Below are 17068 nucleotides of genomic sequence, written 5' to 3'. Positions count from 1 at the left end.
GCATGACTCCGCAGATTCCCGCCCATGTTGAAACCCTGTACTTCGTACTCGAGTACACGGGCGTTTTTCTCGCCGCGTTGGTTGGGGGGACCGTCGCTAAGCGAATGAACTTGGACATCGTCGGCTTTTACGTCATCGCCCTCGTGTCGGCTCTCGCGGGCAGCTTCATCCGCGACGCGATGCTTAGCGACGGCCCCGCGGCCGCCCTGCAAAGCCCCGGATACATGGCCGCGGCCACGGCCGGGGCACTGGTTGCCTACGTCGTGGACTTCAAGGCGCAGAAATGGGCCACCTTCCGCTTCTACATGGACGTGGTCACCATCGGCGTGTGGGCGGTCGTTGGTGTGACTCGGGCGGTGAGCAACGACCTCCCCTGGATCTCGTGCATCGTCATTGGCGTGGTCACGGCGACGGGCGGTTCGTTCGCGCGCGACGTCATCCTGGGCAAGATCCCGAGCTTGTTCACGTCGCAGAAGATGTACGTGTTCCCGGCGGTCCTCGCTTCCGCTGTCATGCTCGGATTCCACCACGCGGGCCGCGACGCGGTGGGCATGGTTGCCGCCGCGGTCGCCGGCTCGGTTCTGGCCATGGTGGTGTACTGGCTGGGGGCGTTCGTGCCGTCGAAGAAGGTGGAGTCCCGCGAGATCGACGCGATGCGCAACGAATTCGCCGAACGCCGCGGTGCCGATCTCGATGACGATGCTCTCGCCGACGCGATCACGAACTCGTCCGACGCCGAGTTTGTCACGGTACTGAGGGCGCTCTACCTGGACAAAGCCCGCGAGGGAGCAAACGCTGACAGTGCGGCCGCCTAGGCGTTTGAAAGTTCCGGTAACACCACCCTTGCTTAGGGTAGCTAGTTTTTGAGGCGGGGCAGAAGACGTCAGCGCGATTTTGAGGCTGTTGTGGCGTCGGTTTTGCGCTGAGGTCTTCTGAGCGGTCGCGAACTCTCAGGACTGCGAGACCCGGAGTAACCTCAACGCTCATGCTCCCCGTCCTCAGCGCACTCGCCATTGGCTCCATCGTCCCAGTCCAGACTGCGGCCAACTCCAGACTGCGCCTCAGCGTCGGCGGGTTCCCAGTCGTGTCCGCGCTGGTGTCGTTCACCGTCGCCCTCGCGGTGTCTGCGCTCGCGACAACCGTGATCACCGGCGCGCCGCTGCCGGACTTCGCCGCGGTCGGGCGCGAGCCCTGGTGGGTGTGGACGGGTGGTGCGATGGGTGTCTCATTCGTCATGGGCAACATACTTCTGTTCCCCCGCATCGGCGCGGTGCAGACGGTTGTGCTGCCGATCCTCGGGCAAGTCGTCATGGGCCTGCTTATCGATCAGTTCGGTTTGTTCCGCGCGCCCCACATGGACGTCGGAATCGGCCGGATCCTCGGTGCAGTGGTCGTGCTGGCAGGCATCGCGCTCGTTCTCCGCCTCGGCAGGCAGGGTGACCGGCAGGGGAGTGGGCCCTGGCTGTGGCGCTTGGTCGGCGTCGGCATTGGCATGGCCTCGGCAACTCAAACCACCGTCAACGGTTACTTGGGTGGAAGCGCGGGATCCTCCATGCACGCGGCCGAGATCAACCTTGCGGTGGGTGCATTGCTGCTTCTCGCGATCGCGCTCGCCACCTCACCGCGGCAGCTCGCCACCGCGCCCGCGCCGGGTCCCTGGTGGATGTGGCTCGGGGGCGTCGTCGGCGCGATTTTTGTCATCGGCGGGGCCACACTCGCGCCCGTTCTGGGCACCGCCACGACTGTCATTGCGATAAACGCTGGGACGATCGCGGGCGGCCAGCTCATGGAATCCATGGGGTGGTTCGGGGCGAAGCGCCTGCGCATGAGCGTGGTGCGGGTTGCCGGACTCGTGTTGATCTTCTTTGGCGTCGTCATGGTGCGGGCGTTTTAAACCTAAACGTCAGCTTCAATAAACAGGGGTGTCAAGCGCTTATTGAGGGTTGCCCGTGGTGTTCGTGTGACGCAATATCGGTCAGGAGAAAACAGAGGCCGTTGGGGAAGACGAACCTCGTCTCGCCGCGCAGCTGCCCGCTAGTCACGGGCGGCTTCGCGCGGCGCCGTCACCAAAGCTGAGGAGCCCCATGACCACGACACTCGCCGCCACCACGTCCGCCGTCATCGCGATCGATGGCATGCCCGCTCGCCTGCGGGGGGACGTCGAAAAGCTCTTGCTCGAGCTGCCCCAGGACCAGCTGGACTTTTCACTTTTCGACGTCTGGGACACCAACTGGTTCACCCGCTGGCACCGCAACGCCGACGGCACGATCGGCTGCCGCGAGCTGGTGTACGCACCCGCAGCGGACCTCGCGCGATTCCGCAAAAATCTGGCTGAGCTGTCCGAACGGGCGGGCTTTGACGCGCAGCTCACAACCCGCGTCGCATAAGTTCCCTACCATGGGTGCCATGGCTAATCCGTACCGAGTTCAAAACCCTACAACCAACGAAATCGTCGAAACCTTCGACTTCATCACGGACGACGAGCTGGAAACCGCGCTCGCCAAGGCCGATGAAGCGTACACAACCTGGCGCGACACCTCCTTCGAGGAGCGCGCGCAGGTCCTGCACAAGGCCGCATCGCTTTTCGACGCCCAGCGCGACGAACTGGCGAAAATCATCGCAGAAGAGATGGGCAAGGCGCTCAACGAGGGCGACGCCGAGGTCGACGACATCGTCGAGATTTTCAACTACTACGCCGACAAGGGCGCCGAGCTCATGGCCGACGAGCCGCTGGAGACCGAGGGCGGCAGCGCCGTCATGCGCAAGGTGCCGCTTGGCGTGATCGTCGGCGTCATGCCCTGGAATTTCCCGTACTACCAGGTTGCGCGCTTTGCAGCGCCGACGCTCATGGCTGGCAACACGGTGCTGCTCAAGCACGCCGAGATCTGCCCGCGCTCCTCGCAGAAGATCCAGGACATCCTCGCCGAGGCAGGCGCGCCGGAGGGCATCTTCACCAACATCTACGCCACCCACGACCAGATCGCGTCGCTGCTGGGTGACAAGCGCGTGCAGGGAGTCTCGCTCACCGGCTCCGAGCGTGCCGGCCGCTCCATCGCCGCCACCGCGGGTCAGAACCTGAAGAAGGCCCTGCTCGAGCTCGGCGGCACCGACCCCTACATCATCCTCGACACCGACGACGTCGCGGAGTCCGCGAAGACCGCGTGGAAGAAGCGCATCGGCAACACCGGCCAGGCCTGCACCGCGAACAAGCGCATCATCGTCATGGAGGACATTTACGACGAGTTCGTCGCCGAGATGGTCCGCATTGCGGAGTCCTTCACCGAGGGCGACCCGATGAACCCGGGCAAGGGGCAGTACTACCCGCTGTCCTCCCGCGACGCCGCCGAGCTGCTCGCGCAGCAGGTCAAGCTGGCCGTCGACGCCGGCGCGACCCTGCACACCGGCGGCGAGCTCACCGGTGACGGCGCCTACTTCACCCCGGCCGTGATCACCGGCATCCCCGTCGGCTCCGACTCCTACTACGAGGAGTTTTTCGGACCCGTCGCCGAGATTTACAAAGTCTCCTCCGAAGAAGAGGCGATCGAGGTGGCCAACGACTCGAACTACGGCCTCGGCGGCGCCGTGTTCTCGACCGACGAGGAGCGCGCCAAGAAGGTGGCCAATCGCATCGTCACCGGCATGATCCACGTCAACATCCCGCAGGCCCGCGGCGCGGAATTGCCCTTCGGCGGCGTGAAGAACTCGGGCATCGGCCGCGAGCTGGGCCCGCTGGGCATCGACGAATTCGTCAATCGCCAGCGCTTCTACGTCGCCGACGAGAAGTAACTAGCTCCGCAGTCGCCGCGCCGTAACCGCGAAAACGAGCGCGGCGACAGTGAGCCCGACAATCCACGCAAGCCGCGCGGCGGTGGGCGTATCGACGGCCCCAGGAACCAACAGCACCGCAGCTGCCGCGCTGAGTGCGGCGAGGATGATGCACACCGCGGTGAGTGCTTGGGCGTATTTCATCGTGACCTCCTACTTGATGCAGCTAGCTGTCGCCCTAAGGGGCCTTCCACGCGACCGAAACCCGGGCGGGCGATTTGGGTACTTAAGTACACTCACGTCTCGCGCGCGAATGCCCTAGCCAATTCTTCGACGGTGAGGGCATCGGTGTAGAGCGACTCATCGATCTGCATGCCGAACTCCTCCTCGGCGCGAACCGCCAGCTCAATCCGGTCGAGGGAACCCACGCCCAGCTCGGCGAGCGTCTTGCCCGGGTCAACCTCGGCTCCGGTGATGCGCGAGATGAGCTCGCCCAGGCGAGCTTCGGCACTGCGGTCGGCGTTGCGCTCGACCTCGTTGGCAACCTTCGGCTGCAGCGCGCTGACGTCTAACCGTTGCGAAAGCTCCATGCACCTATATATACACTGACGCCATGTTGAGATACGACCGCACGGGAACCGTAGCTCACGACGGTGTCGACGTGCGTTTCTACGACCGCGGCCCCGTCGACGCGCCCTTGACCGTGCTCTACGTGCACGGCTTCAATATTTCGTCCGAGTCGTTTTTCATGCAGGTCGACGCTCTGGCTGAGCTGCCCGTTCGCCAGCTGCTAGTCGACGTCCGCGGGCACGGACGCACCACCTCCGTCGCGCCCCGGTTGTGCACCGTGGACCTCGCCGCCGACGACGTTTTTGCGGTGCTGTCGCACCTGGGCGCGCGAGGGCCGTTCATCATTGTCGGACACTCCCTCGGCGGTCCCGTTTCGCTGTCGCTCATGCGCCGCCACGACCTCGACGTCGCAGGCAGCGTGCAGATCTCCTCGGCCGTCGAGCCATTCGCCATGCAGGGATTGCCACAGATTCTCGCTGGTCCGGTAGGGCGTGCCATCGAGGCAGTACTGAGGTACACCCCGGGCTTCGCAGAGGGCATGCGCCGCGTGATCACCAGCGCGATCGCCCCGCTGCTCGCAATGGGTTTTTACTTCCGCCCCGTCAGTTACGACCTCATCCGCTTCCACGCCCGGATGATCCGGCGCACCCCGCTGGCCACCTACGCGGGATTCTTCGACGATCTGCTGCTGCATTCCGAGCTTTCCGCGTCCGCAGTTCTCGCGGGCATTCCGGGTTACATCTTGGTGGGGGAGCGCGACACCGTGGCGCCTGTGTCCCAGTCGGCGCGCCTGCACGAGATCTGGCCCCGCGCACACGTCCAGGTGCTTCCGGAGAGCGGGCACATGCCGCCTCTCGACGCTCCAGGCGCTGTGACGACAGCGATTCTGCGACTCGTGCATGAGCATCTTTAGCACCCCGGAAGACCTCAGCGCGAAATCCGCCAAAAAACGCGCTCAAAAATGCGCTGACGTCTTCCCGGGGAAGACCTCAGCGCGAAATTTGCCACAAAACGCGCGCAAAAACGCGCTGACGTCTTCTGTGCTGGTTGTCCACAGGGTTCTGGTGAAGAGTCAACAAGCGGGGCGATAGTCCACAGGTATGGGGGAAGGTGCGTGACAGGGGCGTCGATTAGCGCCATGCTCTGATACGTGGACAAGCAGGGGGAATGGGATGTCATCACGGCAGTGGCGCGCCGTTTTCCCCGCGCGACGCTGACAGGTCCGGCAGCCGCGCGCGTGTGGGGGTTGGCGACGCTGGCGTGGGTGACCAACGTTGATGTGCTGCCTCCGGGCAAAACCCGCGCGAAAACGCGGGGCGGGCAGAGCTGGACCTTCCGCCACGGCAAGACGCCGGAGCGCCAGACTGCGATGGTGCAGGGGATGCGGGTGACAAAAGTAATTGTAATGCTTTTTGACACCTACCGCTACCACGGCAGGCTTCCGGGCCTGGTCACGCTGGAGTCAGCGCGGAACAAGTGGCCGGAGATGACCGTGGACAGGCTGCTTGAGCTGGCGGAGGAGTTGCCGCGCGCGAAAGGGTTGCGCGGGTTCAGGAAGCTGGTGCGCGAGTCGGTGGGGACGTCCGAAAGCGCTCTTGAAACAGTGGTGCGTGACATTGTGCGGCAGATCGAGGGTGTGGTTGTCCGGGCGCAGGTCGCGTTCCAATACAGGGGGCAGTATGGCGACCCGCGCACGGGCAGGATCGATCTGGTGGTCAACGACGTCGTCGCCATCGAGTGCGACGGGCGAGAGTTCCACGGCCCCGGAGTCACGGAAGAGGAGCGCTACCGCGAGAAACAGCTCCTGAACCGGGGGATGGTCGTGCTGCGGGTGGGGTGGAAGGAGGTCAACGACGGCACACTCGCGCAGCTGGTGGAGAACGCGCTGGAGAAAATAACAAACGCGCCCCGCCGCGCGAAGCGACCGAGCGCGTGAGCTGCAAGGCGTCTACTCCTCGTCGCCGGTGCCACCGTTCGGGTTCGGCTCGGTCGGGTCGTCGATGTGCAGGTCCTGCGCCGCCTGAGCCGCGACGGACATGTCGATCTTGCCTTCGTTCGCCAGACCCATCAGCGCGGCGACCACCATCGACTCAGCGTCGATGTTGAAGTAGCGTCGCGCGGCCTCGCGGGTGTCGGAGAAACCGAAGCCGTCCGCACCGAGCACGATGTACTGGCCGGGAACGTAGGGGCGGATCTGCTCCTGCAGGGCGGTGGAGAAGTCGGAGGTAGCCACGTACGGGCCCTCCGTCTGCTTGAGCTGGCTGGTGGCGAAGGCCTCGCCGAAGTCGTCACCCGGGCTGTTCAGCTTCTTCTTGTTCAGCGCGGCACCCTCGCGCGCCAGCTCGACCCAGGAGGTCACGGAGTAGACGGCCGCGCCGACGTCGTAACGCTCCTGCAGAATCTCCTGGGCCCGCAGCGCCTGCTGCATGCCCACGCCCGAGGCCAGCAGGGAGACGCGGTTAGCCTTGTCCACACCGCGGTCGAAGAGGTAGATGCCCTTGTGCAGGCCTTCGACGTCGAGGTTCTCGGGGCGGGCGGGCTGGTGCGTCGGCTGGTTGTAAACGGTGATGTAGTACATCACGTTCTCGCTGTTCTCACCGTACATCCGCTCGATGCCCTTGGACACCAGGTACGGCATCTCGTAGGCGAACGCCGGGTCGTAGCAGGCCACGGCCGGGTTCGTCGACGCGATGACGTGGGAGTGGCCGTCCATGTGCTGCAGGCCCTCGCCGAACAGGGTGGTGCGGCCGGCGGTGGCGCCGATGATGAAACCGCGGGTGTGCTGGTCGCCTGCGGCCCAGAAGTTGTCCCCGGTGCGCTGGAAACCGAACATGGAGTAGAAGATGTACATCGGGATCATCGGCTCGCCGTGCGTCGCGTACGAGGTACCGGCGGCGATGAAGGACGCGGAGGAACCGTCCTCGTTGATGCCCTCGTGCAGGATCTGGCCATCGACGGCTTCCCGGTAGGACAGCTGCAGGTCGTGGTCCACCGGGGTGTAGTTCTGTCCCACCGGGTTGTAGATCTTCAACGTCGGGAACCAGGAGTCGAGGCCGAAGGTGCGGGCCTCGTCCGGGATGATCGGGACGAGTCGCTTGCCAATCTCCTCGTCGCGGGTCAGCGCCTTGAACGTGCGCACCAACGCCATCGTGGTGGCCACCTGCTGCTTACCCGAGTCCTTGAAGCTGGCCTTGAACGTCTTCTCAAAATCCGGCAGTACAAGCGGGGTGAACGTGGTGCGGCGCTCCGGCAGGTACCCGCCGAGCTCCTCGCGACGCTTCTTCAGGTACTTGATCTCCTCAGCGTCCTCGCCCGGGTGGTAGTAGGGCGGCAGGTACGGATCCTTTTCCAGATCCTCGTCGGAGATCGGGATCTGCTGGGTGTCGCGGAACAGCTTCAGGTCATCCAGCGTCAGGTTCTTCATCTGGTGCGTCGCGTTGCGGCCCTCAAAGTTGTGGCCCAGGCCGTAGCCCTTCACGGTGTGCGCGAGGATGACGGTCGGCTTACCCTTGGTCTCCAGCGCGCGCTTATAGGCTGCGTAGACCTTGCGGTAGTCGTGGCCGCCGCGGCGCAGGGCCCAGATCTCCTCGTCCGTCATATCTTCGACCAGCTTCGCGGTGCGCGGGTCGCGGCCGAAGAAGTGCTCGCGCACGTACGCGCCGTCGTTCGCCTTGAACGTCTGGAAGTCACCGTCGCGGGTTGAGTTCATGAGGTTGACCAGGGCGCCGTCCTCATCCTTCTCCAGCAGCTCGTCCCACTCGCGGCCCCACGCGATCTTGATCACGTTCCAGCCGGCGCCGATGAAGAAGGCCTCCAGCTCCTGGATGATCTGCCCGTTGCCGCGCACGGGGCCGTCGAGACGCTGCAGGTTGCAGTTGATCACAAACGTCAGGTTGTCCAGGCCGTACAGCGTGGCCATCTGGATCAGGCCGCGGGACTCGGGCTCGTCCATCTCGCCATCGCCCAGGAACGCCCAGACGTGCTGGTCCGCGGTGTCCTTGATGCCGCGGTCCTTCAGGTACTTGTTGAATCGCGCCTGGTAGATCGCGTTCATCGGGCCCAAGCCCATGGACACGGTCGGAAACTCCCAGAACTCCGGCATACCGTGCGGGTGCGGGTAGGCGGGCAGGCCGCCCTGCGGGCGGGAGTGCTCCTGGCGGAAGCCGTCGAGGTCGTCCTCGCTCAGGCGGCCCTCCAAAAAGGCACGGGCGTAGATGCCGGGGGAGGCGTGGCCCTGCACGAAGATCTGGTCGCCGCCGTTCTCGGCGTCCTTGCCGTGGAAGAAGTGGTTGAACCCGACCTCGTACAGCGCGGCAGCGGAGGCGTAGGTGGAGATATGGCCACCCACCTTGACGCCCGGGCGCTGGGCGCGGTGCACCATGATCGCCGCGTTCCAGCGCATCCAGCGGCGGTAGCGCTTCTCAACGTCCTCATCACCCGGGAACTCCGGCTCGAGGTCGGTGGGGATGGTGTTGACGAAGTCGGTCGAGGAGAGCGCGGGCAGTGGCACGCGCTTAAGCGACGCGCGCTCCAGGAGGCGAAGCATCAGATAGCGGGCGCGCTCCGGGGAGGAAGACTCGAGCAACCCGTCGAAGGAGTCCATCCACTCGCGGGTCTCCTCCGGGTCGTGGTCGTGCAGGTACGACGCGACACCCTCGCGGATGAGCTCGATGTTCGAGTTGTTCGACTCGTCGCCGTACGGGTCCACTGGATTCGGGTTGTCAGCCACGTCAAACCTCCTGGTTATTTTTGATATCAAATCCACACCCACAGTACCCGCGATTTTTCGGCGCGGACACCGCGAGGGGCCACGCTACCGGGTACTCTGCAGGTATCAATAGGTATGTGTACGACTACAGAGGAGGACTCGCACGGTGAGCGCCCCGGGTGCTGTCAACTACGCGGAACGGCTCGGAATCGGCGGCGACGTCATTGTCCAGGAGATCGGCTGGGACGAGGACGCGGACACGACGATTTCAGAGGACATCGAGGACGCCATTGGGCAGCCGCTTCTCGACGAGGACACCGACGAGCTGTGCGACGTCGTCCTGCTCTGGTTCCGTTCCGACGACGGTGACCTCGTCGATTCGCTTGTCGACGCCGCGCGAAACCTCAGCGAGGGTGGCCGCATATGGCTGATGACCCCGGCGCCGCGCACCCCCGGCGGTGTGCAGCCCGCCGACATCGCGGAATCCGCGCAGCTCGCTGGCCTTGTGCAGACAAAGTCCGACCGTTTCGGCGGGTGGCAGGGCGCCTGCCTCAGCGGCACGAGTGCGAAAAAGTAGTTTTGGTCGCGTCATCGCGCTCGTGCTAATGTGTGTGGGCACGCGCCGTTAGCTCAGCTGGAAGAGCAACTGGTTTACACCCAGTAGGTCGGGGGTTCGAGCCCCTCATGGCGCACAAGTTTTGGAAAAGTGAAGACCTCAGCGAGATTTCGCCCCGTTATTTCGGGTGCAAATGCGCTGAGGTCTTCTGCGCGTGACGCATCGCTACGAAAGCTCGGCCTCAAGCGCGTCGACGAGCTCCACAGCGGCGTCGCCCGACGAGAGAAACAGCGTCACGGAGTGCGCGTCGAGCTCGTCGTGCTCGAAAGTCACCGCCGTGATACCTGCGGGCACCGTCGCGGAGAGGAAGTCCAGCTCGGCACCCTCGGTGCTGAGGTCGTAGCCCATGTCTGCGACGTCCCACTCGCCGACGCGTAGGCGCACCGAGCCGGTCGTGTCTGAATCCGGATCGGGGAACACGGTGAACTCGCGCAGCTCGGTCCCGGCGATTGCGCACAGCTCCGCGGCGCACTCCTCGAGGGATTCCAGCGTGGAGCGGGGCTCGACACACGCGTCGCACCAGACCCGGGTGAAGAGGGGCGCCTCTTCAGGGTCGCGGAGTGCGGCGAGCGTGGTCAGAGGCCGGGCGCGGAAGGCGGCGATATCGTCCACAATCGCGTCCTCGACATCGTCGAGCTCCACGTCACCGACCAAGCAGACGCCCGCGCTCTCCAGCGCGGTCAGGCTGGCGTTCAGCAACGACTCGTCGGATTCGGTCAAATAGGTGCTCACAGCGATCCCCTTACGCTAGCGTTCTTGCTCCCTATCGTAAGCCGAAGCCCAGGGGTTGCGCTTGGTGCGGCCGTAGCGCCCGCGCGCGGGAGCCGATGGGGAGGCCGTGGCGGGCTCGGGGGGCGCGGACGTGGGGGCGTCGGCAAGCAGCTCTTCCTGCTCCTGACGGAAGCGCCGCCGCTCGCGCACCTCAGCCCACAGGAAGTAGATCAACCCGGCCGGGGCCATGATGCCGAACGCGATCCACTGCAGGCCGTAGGAGAGGTGGTTGCCGGTTTCCAGCATCGGCAGCGGGATCGCCTCGAGCACGCCGGGTTCACCGGCGGCCAGCTGCAAATATGACGGCGCCAGGTCCGCCCCGGTGATCTCGGAGGCCTGGTCGGTGCTGATGCTGTAGATCATTGCGTGGCCCTGGTCGGTGACGGGCGCGGAGGGGTGGGGGCCTTCGTCGAGACGCAGCATGCCGGTGATGGTGACCTGGTTGGTCGGCGCGGGGGCGAAGTCGGGGACGGTGGTGCCGCCGTCGGCGGCGGGGACCCAGCCGCGGTTGACCAGGAACGTCGGGCCGCCGTCGACGGCGAACGGGGTGAGGACTTGGAACGCCGGGGTCTTGTCCACGGGGCGCAGGCGCAGAAGCACCTCGTCCTCGGGCAGGTAGTGGCCGGTCATGGTCACCCGGGTCCACTCGTCCTCCGGAGGGACGGCGCCACCCGGGGCGACGGAGGAGTAGGGCACCGGGTCGTGCTCGAAAGCCTCCACAATGTGCTCGTTGCGCTCCACCAAGCGCTCGTTCTTCCCCAGCTGCCACGGTGCGAGGAACGTGAACGCGAAGTAGGAGAACAGGGCGATCAAGATCGCCGCGATCACCCACCCGGGAGAGAGGAAGGTCTTCCGCATAGAACTTTAGTTTAGCTGCGCGCGCACCCAGGAGATAATGCCGTCCGCGCTCGCCTCGATCTGCTCGCGGGTGGTGGTGAAACCCTCCGCGCCGCCGTAGTAGGGGTCGTCGATGCCCGCGCCCTCCGGGGAGTCCGGGTCGAAGGAGCGGATCAGGCGGATCTTGGCCTCCGGCACGCCGCGCGCGACGAGCTCGGAGACGTGGCGTGGGTCGAGCGCGACGATGAGGTCCGCGTCTTGCTGGCTCGCTCCGAACTGTTGGGCGCGGTGGCGGGAGCCGTCGTAGCCGTAGTCTGTGAGCTCCTGCAGTGCACGCTCGTCGGCGGGGTTGCCCACGTGCCAGCCGCCGATGCCCGACGAGCTGACGCGCACCTGGTTGCCCAGTCCCGCATCCTCCAGCTTGTCGCGGACGATCACCTCCGCCATCGGGGAGCGGCAGATGTTGCCGGTGCAGACGAAGTCGATGTGCAGCGTGTCAGAAGTCATGAACTATTCCCTTCAGCTCGTCGGCCGTGGTCGCGGTACAGGTAGCTAGGTCGTACTCTCTCGGGTCAGCGTAGCCCCACGTGACGGCGACTGAAGGGATTCCGAAAAAAGCTGCGCCCTCGAAATCGTGGTGCCGGTCGCCGATCATCAGCGGTCTCTCGGGCTGCACGTTGTCCAGCACGTGCCGGATCACGTCGACCTTCCTTTTACGGGGCCCGTCCTCCTGCGCGGCACCGAGGAAATCGATGTTGTCGAGGATCCCGGCGCGCTCGAGCGCCATCCGCGCCAAACCCTCGCCTTTCGACGTCGCCGTGACCACCTCGTAGCCCTCCGCCTTCCACTCGGCGACCAGCTGGGCCATCCCGTCGAACACGGTGAAGTTCTGCCACCCGTCGCCGGCCATGTACTCGCTGTAGGCGTTCATCGCGCGCCGGTTCTCTTCGGCGTCCATGCCCAGCGACGCCATCGTCTCCGTCATCGGTGGCCCCGGGATGCGCCGGATGAAGTCCTCACCCGGGTGCTCCCAACCCGCCGCGTCGAGCCCGCGGAGGAACCCCTCGCGGATACCGGGGTAGGAGTCGATGAGGGTGCCGTCGACGTCGAGCAACAAAGTGGTGCGCATGCCCACCAGCATGGCAGCTTTGTAGTCTGGACGCATGACTGAAACAACCGTGGCTGATGTCGTGGCGGCTCTCGAGTCCGCCTACCCGCCCGAGCTTGCCGAGGACTGGGACCAGGTGGGCCTGATCTGCGGCGACCCTGCCGACGAGGTGCGCAAGGTCGCCTTCGCGCTGGACTGCACCCAGGACGTCGCCGAGCGCGCGGTGGAGCTGGGGGCGCAGATGCTTGTGGTGCACCACCCGCTGCTGCTGCGCGGGGTTTCTTCGGTGGCAGCCGACACCCCGAAGGGCAAGGTCATCCACACCCTGCTGCGCGGCGGGGTGGCACTGTTCGCGGCGCACACGAACGCGGATTCGGCGCGCCCCGGGGTGTCGGACCTGCTCGCCGAGCTCGTGGGCATCTCGCCGGGCCGCCCAATCCGACCCACGCGCCGCAGGGCGACCGACAAGTGGGGCGTCTACATCCCGCCCGCCGACACGGACCGCGTCATGGACTCTCTCTTCCGCGCCGGTGCAGGGGCGATCGGCGACTACGAGCGCTGCTCCTTCCGCTGGGAGGGCAGCGGCGGCTTCACTCCCCGGGAAGGCGCGGATCCCGCCGACGGCACTGTCGGCGAGCACACCGTCGCGCCCGAGATCCGGGTCGAGTTCGTCGCCCCCTCCCGCCTGCGCACAAAGCTTATCGACGCCCTGCGCTCCGCCCACCCCTACGAAGAACCCGCCTTCGACATCGTCGTGCTCGAGGACGACACCGCGCCGGAGGAAGCGACCGGGCTCGGGCGCGTCGGCACGTTACCCGCGCCCATGACTCTGCGCGAGTTCACGCAACAGGTTGCCGACGCCCTTCCGGAGACCGCGTGGGGAGTCCGCGCCGCCGGTGACCCCGAGCAGATGGTGCAGAAGGTGGCGGTGTCCTCGGGCTCCGGCGACGGGTTCCTGGCGGACGTCGCCAAGCTCGGCGTCGACGTCTACGTCACCTCGGACCTGCGCCACCACCCCGTCGACGAGCACCTGCGCGCGGGCGGGCCAGCCGTGATCGACACAGCGCACTGGGCCTCGGAGTTTCCGTGGACCAGGCAGGCGGAAGGTATCGTTGGGGCTTTGGACGTGGAGACCGAGATCATCGGCATCCGCACGGACCCCTGGACCGTCTCCGCCCACCCGCGAACTTAAAAGGAGCACCGCCGTGAACCTCTCGCCCGACCTGCAGCAGGTCCTGCTCGAGCTTGCAAACGCCGACCGAGCGCAGGCGCACCCGACGCGCCAGAGCCCGGAGGAGAAGGAACTCGCTGATCTGCTGGCCCAGCGTGAGCGCCTCGCATCCGCCGCCGCGGCGGCGCAGATGGCCGTCGACGACCTCGAGCTGGATATCCTGCGTATCCAGGAGGACGAGCGCAAGCTGAAAAAGCGTGACCTGGACGACAAGCGCCAGCTCACCGCCGAGACCGACCCGGAGCGCCGGAAGGACCTGGAGCACGACCGCTACGCCGCGAAGTCGCGCCTGGCCGACCTCTACTACGAGCTCAAGGAGGCTCACGGCGAGGTCAAGGCGCTGCGCAACAACCGCGATATCCACGGTGCGCGTCTCGACGAGATTGACCGCAAGGTCGAGCTTGCCCGCCGCGCCGCCGACGCCGCGCCCGGACCCGTCCTGGTTGACACGGACGCGCTGCGCGCGAAGCTGCCCGCCGACGTCCTCTCGCTTTACGACGACATCGGTGCCGCCGCATTCAACGGCCGCACCTGCAACTCCTGCTTCATCACCCTGCCGCAGGCCGAGCGCTCCCACGTCCTTTCCGCTGACGCCGACGAGCTGCCCACCTGCCCGAACTGCGGCGCGCTGCTCGTTCGCGTGGCCCCGGGGGAGTAGGCGATGCAGGTAAAGGTCTACACCGACGGCGGTTCGCGGGGTAACCCTGGCGTGGCCGGCTCCGGTTCCGTTGTTTACGGGCCCGACGGCGAGACCCTCGCCGAGGTTGCTTACGTGGTGGGCCAGAAGTCCTCCAACAACGTCGCCGAGTACCACGGCCTGCTGCGCGGCCTCGAAGCCGCCCGCGACCTCGGCGCAACCTCCGTGGAGGTCTACATGGACTCCGAGCTCGTCGTCGAGCAGATGTCCGGGCGCTGGAAGATCAAGCACCCCGACATGAAGGAGCTCGCGCTAGTCGCCCGCGGCCTGGCCGCCGGCTTCAGCTCCGTGTCGTACAACTGGGTTCCGCGCGCCAAGAACAAGAAGGCCGATGAGCTGTCCAACGTGGCGATGGACGCCGCCGCGAAAGGTGCCAAGCCCGGGGTCGTCGGGGCTGCTCCGAGTCCGGGGAAACAGCACGTCGTCGCCGGCCCCGCGCACTGGTCGGGCACGGACGCCCCCCGCACCCGTTTTGTCCTGCTGCGCCACGGCCAGACGGAGCACTCCGCCGCCAAGCTCTACTCCGGTTCCTCAGATCCCGCGCTTACCGACGTCGGCGTGGAACAGGCAGAGCGCGCCGCCCAGGCCGTCGCCGCGATGGGTTCCATCGATGCCATCGTCACCTCCCCACAAACCCGGGCCCGCCAGACCGCCGAGGCGTGCGCCGCCGCCCTCGGTATCACCGTCTCCGAGGTCGAGACCGCCGAGGGGTTCCGCGAAATGGACTACGGCGACTTTGAGGGCTTGTCGCGCGCTGAGTGCGTGGAGCGGTTTGGGGAAGAGTTTGACGCGTGGCAGGCGTCGACAAGCGCGGCCCCGCCGAACGGGGAGTCGCTGGCCGCGCTGCACCGCCGCGTTACCCGCGCGCGGCTGGCGCTGCAGGAGAAGTACGAGGGCGGGACCGTGCTGGTGGTCACGCACATGACGCCGGTGAAGTCCGTGATTAGGCAGGCGCTCGGGGTGGGTGCGGAGGCGTTCAAGCACATCTTCCTCGACCTGGCGAGCGTGTCGGTGGTCGAGTTTTACGGCGACTTTGGCGTTGTACGCTGCGTAAACGACGTCGCGCACCACCGGTAGAGTATAGTTCTTTTCGCGAATGAGTCGGCCGGGTGATCGCGGCGTCCCGAACCGCCGCGTCAGCGGCAAGGCGGGGGTCGAGGAAAGTCCGGACTCCACAGGGCACGGTGGTTGCTAACGGCAACCCGGAGTGATCCGCGGGAAAGTGCAACAGAAAGTAGACCGCCCGCTCGTCGGGTAAGGGTGAAAGGGTGCGGTAAGAGCGCACCGGCATGCGCGGTGACGCGCGTGGCCAGGTAAACCCCACCGGGAGCAAGGCAAGAGCCCCCGCTTTAGCGAGCGGAGGTTGTCGGACGCGACGAGGCGGCCCGCCCAGTCCGAAGGTAGCTGCTCGAGGCCCCCAGCGATGGGAGGTCCAGATGGATGATCGCCGCCCGGCAGTAGCCGGGGACAGAATCCGGCTCATAGGCCGGCTCATTCGCCCTGTGTTTGCGCGTGAGCGCCTGTGCGCTCGTGCGCGCCTGTGGATGCTCGCCCTAAACTTTTCCGGGTAAACTGTGGCGCCCTCCGCCTAAACTCGCAGCAAGTTCGGGGTGGAGAAGTTTAGGGGAAAAGTTGTCCACAGGCACACGCGCGGGCCGAGACACCGCCAGAAATACGTGCAAGGGTGTAGCGCATGGGGGAGAAAAACTTCTACGAGCTGCTGGAACTGATCCGCAACACCCGCGCCCTGAGCAAAAACGACCTAGAGGTCCGCCGAGACCTCGCTGATGGAAAATACGTCTACCTGGCGCCGACACGGGTTCTGCCGAAGCAGGTTTACGACGAGCTGGCACCGTGGCGCGCGTACGCCCTACGCGCGGTAGCCATCGGGCTCGGCATGTACAAAGGCGCGGTCGTGTCACGGGCCGCGGCCGCACTGCGTGGCATGTGGATCCTCCACCGGTACGGCGGGGTGGTGGAGGTGGCGCTGCCGAGCGGGGGCACGCCGTCGGCAAGCAAGCGCATGCCCGGCGTTCGCTACCGTGAAGCGACGTTCCGCGATGACGAGCTTGTTATGTTGCACGGGGTGCGCACGACAACCGACGTGAGGACATTCATCGACATCGCCCGCTACCACGGCTTCAGGGAGGGGATTATCGCCGCAGATTGGCTGCTTGCGCGGGGCTACCAGCGAGACCACATCCTGCAGGAGGTCCATCGCATGGGGCGGTTCGTGGGCAAAAAGACCGTTTTGGTGTGCGTGGCGCACGCGACATGCCTGTCCGAGTCGCCGTACGAGAGCCTCATGCGCGCCGAACTGATCCAGCGCGCGGTCACCGGGTGGGAGTTTCAGAGGACGATCGGCGGTTTCCGGCCCGACTTTCTTTTCGACGACTTCCTGATCCTGGAGATCGACGGCCGCTCCAAGTACGCCGAGCGCACAGCGGAGGTGCTGTTGCGGGAACGCGATCGCGAGCGTGCGCTGACGAACCTGGGTTACGTGTTCATCCGCGTGTATCCGGAGGATTTGATCAAGCACATGGACGAGGTGTTGCGGGATATCGAGCGCGCTCGCCAGGCGCGCAGGGCTCGGCCGGGGGACGCGCCGGAGAACGCGCCGGGGCCCGATTCCGGTTCCGCCTAAACCATTCCACCCCGAAATTGCAGAAAGTTGAGGCGGAAGGGCAGACAGTTTACCCGGAAAAGTTGAGGCGGAGTGGAGAAGAAGACAGCGCACCCGCACCCTGCGCGCCGGGCGGAACTTT

General features: G+C 65.9%; 18 protein-coding genes, 1 tRNA gene and 1 other RNA gene. 13 read left to right on the top strand and 7 right to left on the bottom strand.

Annotation, left to right across the window (positions count from 1 at the left end; all coding sequences use genetic code 11):
• Nucleotides 1–2 precede the first annotated feature (2 nt).
• From G7Y29_RS07715 to G7Y29_RS07700, 4 genes are all read left to right on the top strand, one after another.
• Nucleotides 3–815, top strand: a complete 813-nt coding sequence (locus G7Y29_RS07715; protein WP_165002738.1) for a TRIC cation channel family protein — start codon at nucleotides 3–5, stop codon at nucleotides 813–815.
• A gap of 170 nt (nucleotides 816–985) precedes the next feature.
• Nucleotides 986–1894: a DMT family transporter gene (locus G7Y29_RS07710; protein WP_165002735.1), complete on the top strand. Its 909-nt coding sequence runs from the start codon at nucleotides 986–988 to the stop codon at nucleotides 1892–1894.
• 190 nt (nucleotides 1895–2084) lie between these two features.
• Nucleotides 2085–2387, top strand: coding sequence for a hypothetical protein (locus tag G7Y29_RS07705; protein WP_165002733.1), 303 nt, complete (start codon nucleotides 2085–2087; stop codon nucleotides 2385–2387).
• A 19-nt stretch (nucleotides 2388–2406) separates the two neighbouring features.
• Nucleotides 2407–3786: an NAD-dependent succinate-semialdehyde dehydrogenase gene (locus G7Y29_RS07700; protein WP_165002731.1), complete on the top strand. Its 1380-nt coding sequence runs from the start codon at nucleotides 2407–2409 to the stop codon at nucleotides 3784–3786.
• Here the strand turns inward: G7Y29_RS07700 and G7Y29_RS07695 are convergent, their stop codons facing one another.
• Nucleotides 3787–3969: a hypothetical protein gene (locus G7Y29_RS07695; protein WP_165002729.1), complete on the bottom strand. Its 183-nt coding sequence runs from the start codon at nucleotides 3967–3969 to the stop codon at nucleotides 3787–3789.
• A gap of 92 nt (nucleotides 3970–4061) precedes the next feature.
• Nucleotides 4062–4355 carry an acyl carrier protein gene (locus G7Y29_RS07690; protein ID WP_165002727.1) on the bottom strand — a complete coding sequence of 98 codons (294 nt, stop codon included), beginning with the start codon at nucleotides 4353–4355 and terminating at the stop codon, nucleotides 4062–4064.
• Nucleotides 4356–4378: 23 nt separating this feature from the next.
• On the opposite strand from G7Y29_RS07690, the gene G7Y29_RS07685 reads away from it, so the two are divergent.
• The gene (locus tag G7Y29_RS07685; RefSeq protein WP_165002725.1) at nucleotides 4379–5248 is read left to right on the top strand and encodes an alpha/beta fold hydrolase; all 870 of its coding nucleotides are present in this window, start codon (nucleotides 4379–4381) and stop codon (nucleotides 5246–5248) included.
• A gap of 237 nt (nucleotides 5249–5485) precedes the next feature.
• Entirely contained in the window at nucleotides 5486–6271 is a 786-nt protein-coding gene (locus G7Y29_RS07680) for a hypothetical protein (protein ID WP_165002723.1), read from the top strand.
• Between the two features lie 12 nt (nucleotides 6272–6283).
• On the opposite strand, the gene aceE is transcribed toward G7Y29_RS07680, so the two are convergent.
• On the bottom strand, nucleotides 6284–9064 hold the full coding sequence (gene aceE / locus G7Y29_RS07675) for a pyruvate dehydrogenase (acetyl-transferring), homodimeric type (protein WP_430393274.1): 2781 nt from the start codon (nucleotides 9062–9064) through the stop codon (nucleotides 6284–6286).
• Nucleotides 9065–9209: 145 nt separating this feature from the next.
• On the opposite strand from aceE, the gene G7Y29_RS07670 reads away from it, so the two are divergent.
• Nucleotides 9210–9620, top strand: coding sequence for a DUF3052 domain-containing protein (locus tag G7Y29_RS07670; RefSeq protein ID WP_165002721.1), 411 nt, complete (start codon nucleotides 9210–9212; stop codon nucleotides 9618–9620).
• A gap of 42 nt (nucleotides 9621–9662) precedes the next feature.
• A tRNA-Val gene (locus G7Y29_RS07665) sits at nucleotides 9663–9735 on the top strand.
• 89 nt (nucleotides 9736–9824) lie between these two features.
• On the opposite strand, the gene G7Y29_RS07660 is transcribed toward G7Y29_RS07665, so the two are convergent.
• The 4 genes from G7Y29_RS07660 to G7Y29_RS07645 are packed head-to-tail and all read right to left on the bottom strand — an operon-like array spanning nucleotide 9825 to nucleotide 12432.
• Entirely contained in the window at nucleotides 9825–10391 is a 567-nt protein-coding gene (locus tag G7Y29_RS07660) for a hypothetical protein (protein WP_165002719.1), read from the bottom strand.
• A 15-nt stretch (nucleotides 10392–10406) separates the two neighbouring features.
• Nucleotides 10407–11288 (bottom strand): SURF1 family cytochrome oxidase biogenesis protein, encoded by an 882-nt coding sequence (locus tag G7Y29_RS07655; protein WP_165002717.1) that lies wholly within the window; start codon nucleotides 11286–11288, stop codon nucleotides 10407–10409.
• Between the two features lie 6 nt (nucleotides 11289–11294).
• Nucleotides 11295–11774 (bottom strand): low molecular weight protein-tyrosine-phosphatase, encoded by a 480-nt coding sequence (locus G7Y29_RS07650; protein WP_165002715.1) that lies wholly within the window; start codon nucleotides 11772–11774, stop codon nucleotides 11295–11297.
• The gene (locus tag G7Y29_RS07645) at nucleotides 11764–12432 is read right to left on the bottom strand and encodes an HAD-IA family hydrolase (RefSeq protein ID WP_249399722.1); all 669 of its coding nucleotides are present in this window, start codon (nucleotides 12430–12432) and stop codon (nucleotides 11764–11766) included. Before G7Y29_RS07645 ends, G7Y29_RS07650 begins: the two co-directional genes overlap by 11 nt.
• On the opposite strand from G7Y29_RS07645, the gene G7Y29_RS07640 reads away from it, so the two are divergent.
• From G7Y29_RS07640 to G7Y29_RS07620, 5 genes are all read left to right on the top strand, one after another.
• A complete protein-coding gene (locus G7Y29_RS07640; RefSeq protein WP_165002713.1) occupies nucleotides 12431–13567 on the top strand; it encodes a Nif3-like dinuclear metal center hexameric protein in 1137 nt (378 codons plus the stop codon). The genes G7Y29_RS07645 and G7Y29_RS07640 overlap by 2 nt on opposite strands.
• A 13-nt stretch (nucleotides 13568–13580) precedes the next feature.
• The gene (locus G7Y29_RS07635) at nucleotides 13581–14264 is read left to right on the top strand and encodes a zinc ribbon domain-containing protein (RefSeq protein WP_165002711.1); all 684 of its coding nucleotides are present in this window, start codon (nucleotides 13581–13583) and stop codon (nucleotides 14262–14264) included.
• Between the two features lie 3 nt (nucleotides 14265–14267).
• Nucleotides 14268–15380 (top strand): bifunctional RNase H/acid phosphatase, encoded by a 1113-nt coding sequence (locus G7Y29_RS07630; protein ID WP_165002709.1) that lies wholly within the window; start codon nucleotides 14268–14270, stop codon nucleotides 15378–15380.
• Between the two features lie 20 nt (nucleotides 15381–15400).
• Nucleotides 15401–15801, top strand: an RNA gene (rnpB, locus tag G7Y29_RS07625) — RNase P RNA component class A.
• Between the two features lie 195 nt (nucleotides 15802–15996).
• Nucleotides 15997–16947: an endonuclease domain-containing protein gene (locus G7Y29_RS07620; RefSeq protein WP_165002707.1), complete on the top strand. Its 951-nt coding sequence runs from the start codon at nucleotides 15997–15999 to the stop codon at nucleotides 16945–16947.
• The last annotated feature ends 121 nt before the right edge of the window (nucleotides 16948–17068 follow it).

The sequence above is a fragment of the Corynebacterium qintianiae genome (genome assembly GCF_011038645.2).
GTDB classification, from domain to species: Bacteria; Actinomycetota; Actinomycetes; order Mycobacteriales; family Mycobacteriaceae; genus Corynebacterium; species Corynebacterium qintianiae.
This window is presented reverse-complemented; position numbering and strand designations above follow the sequence as displayed.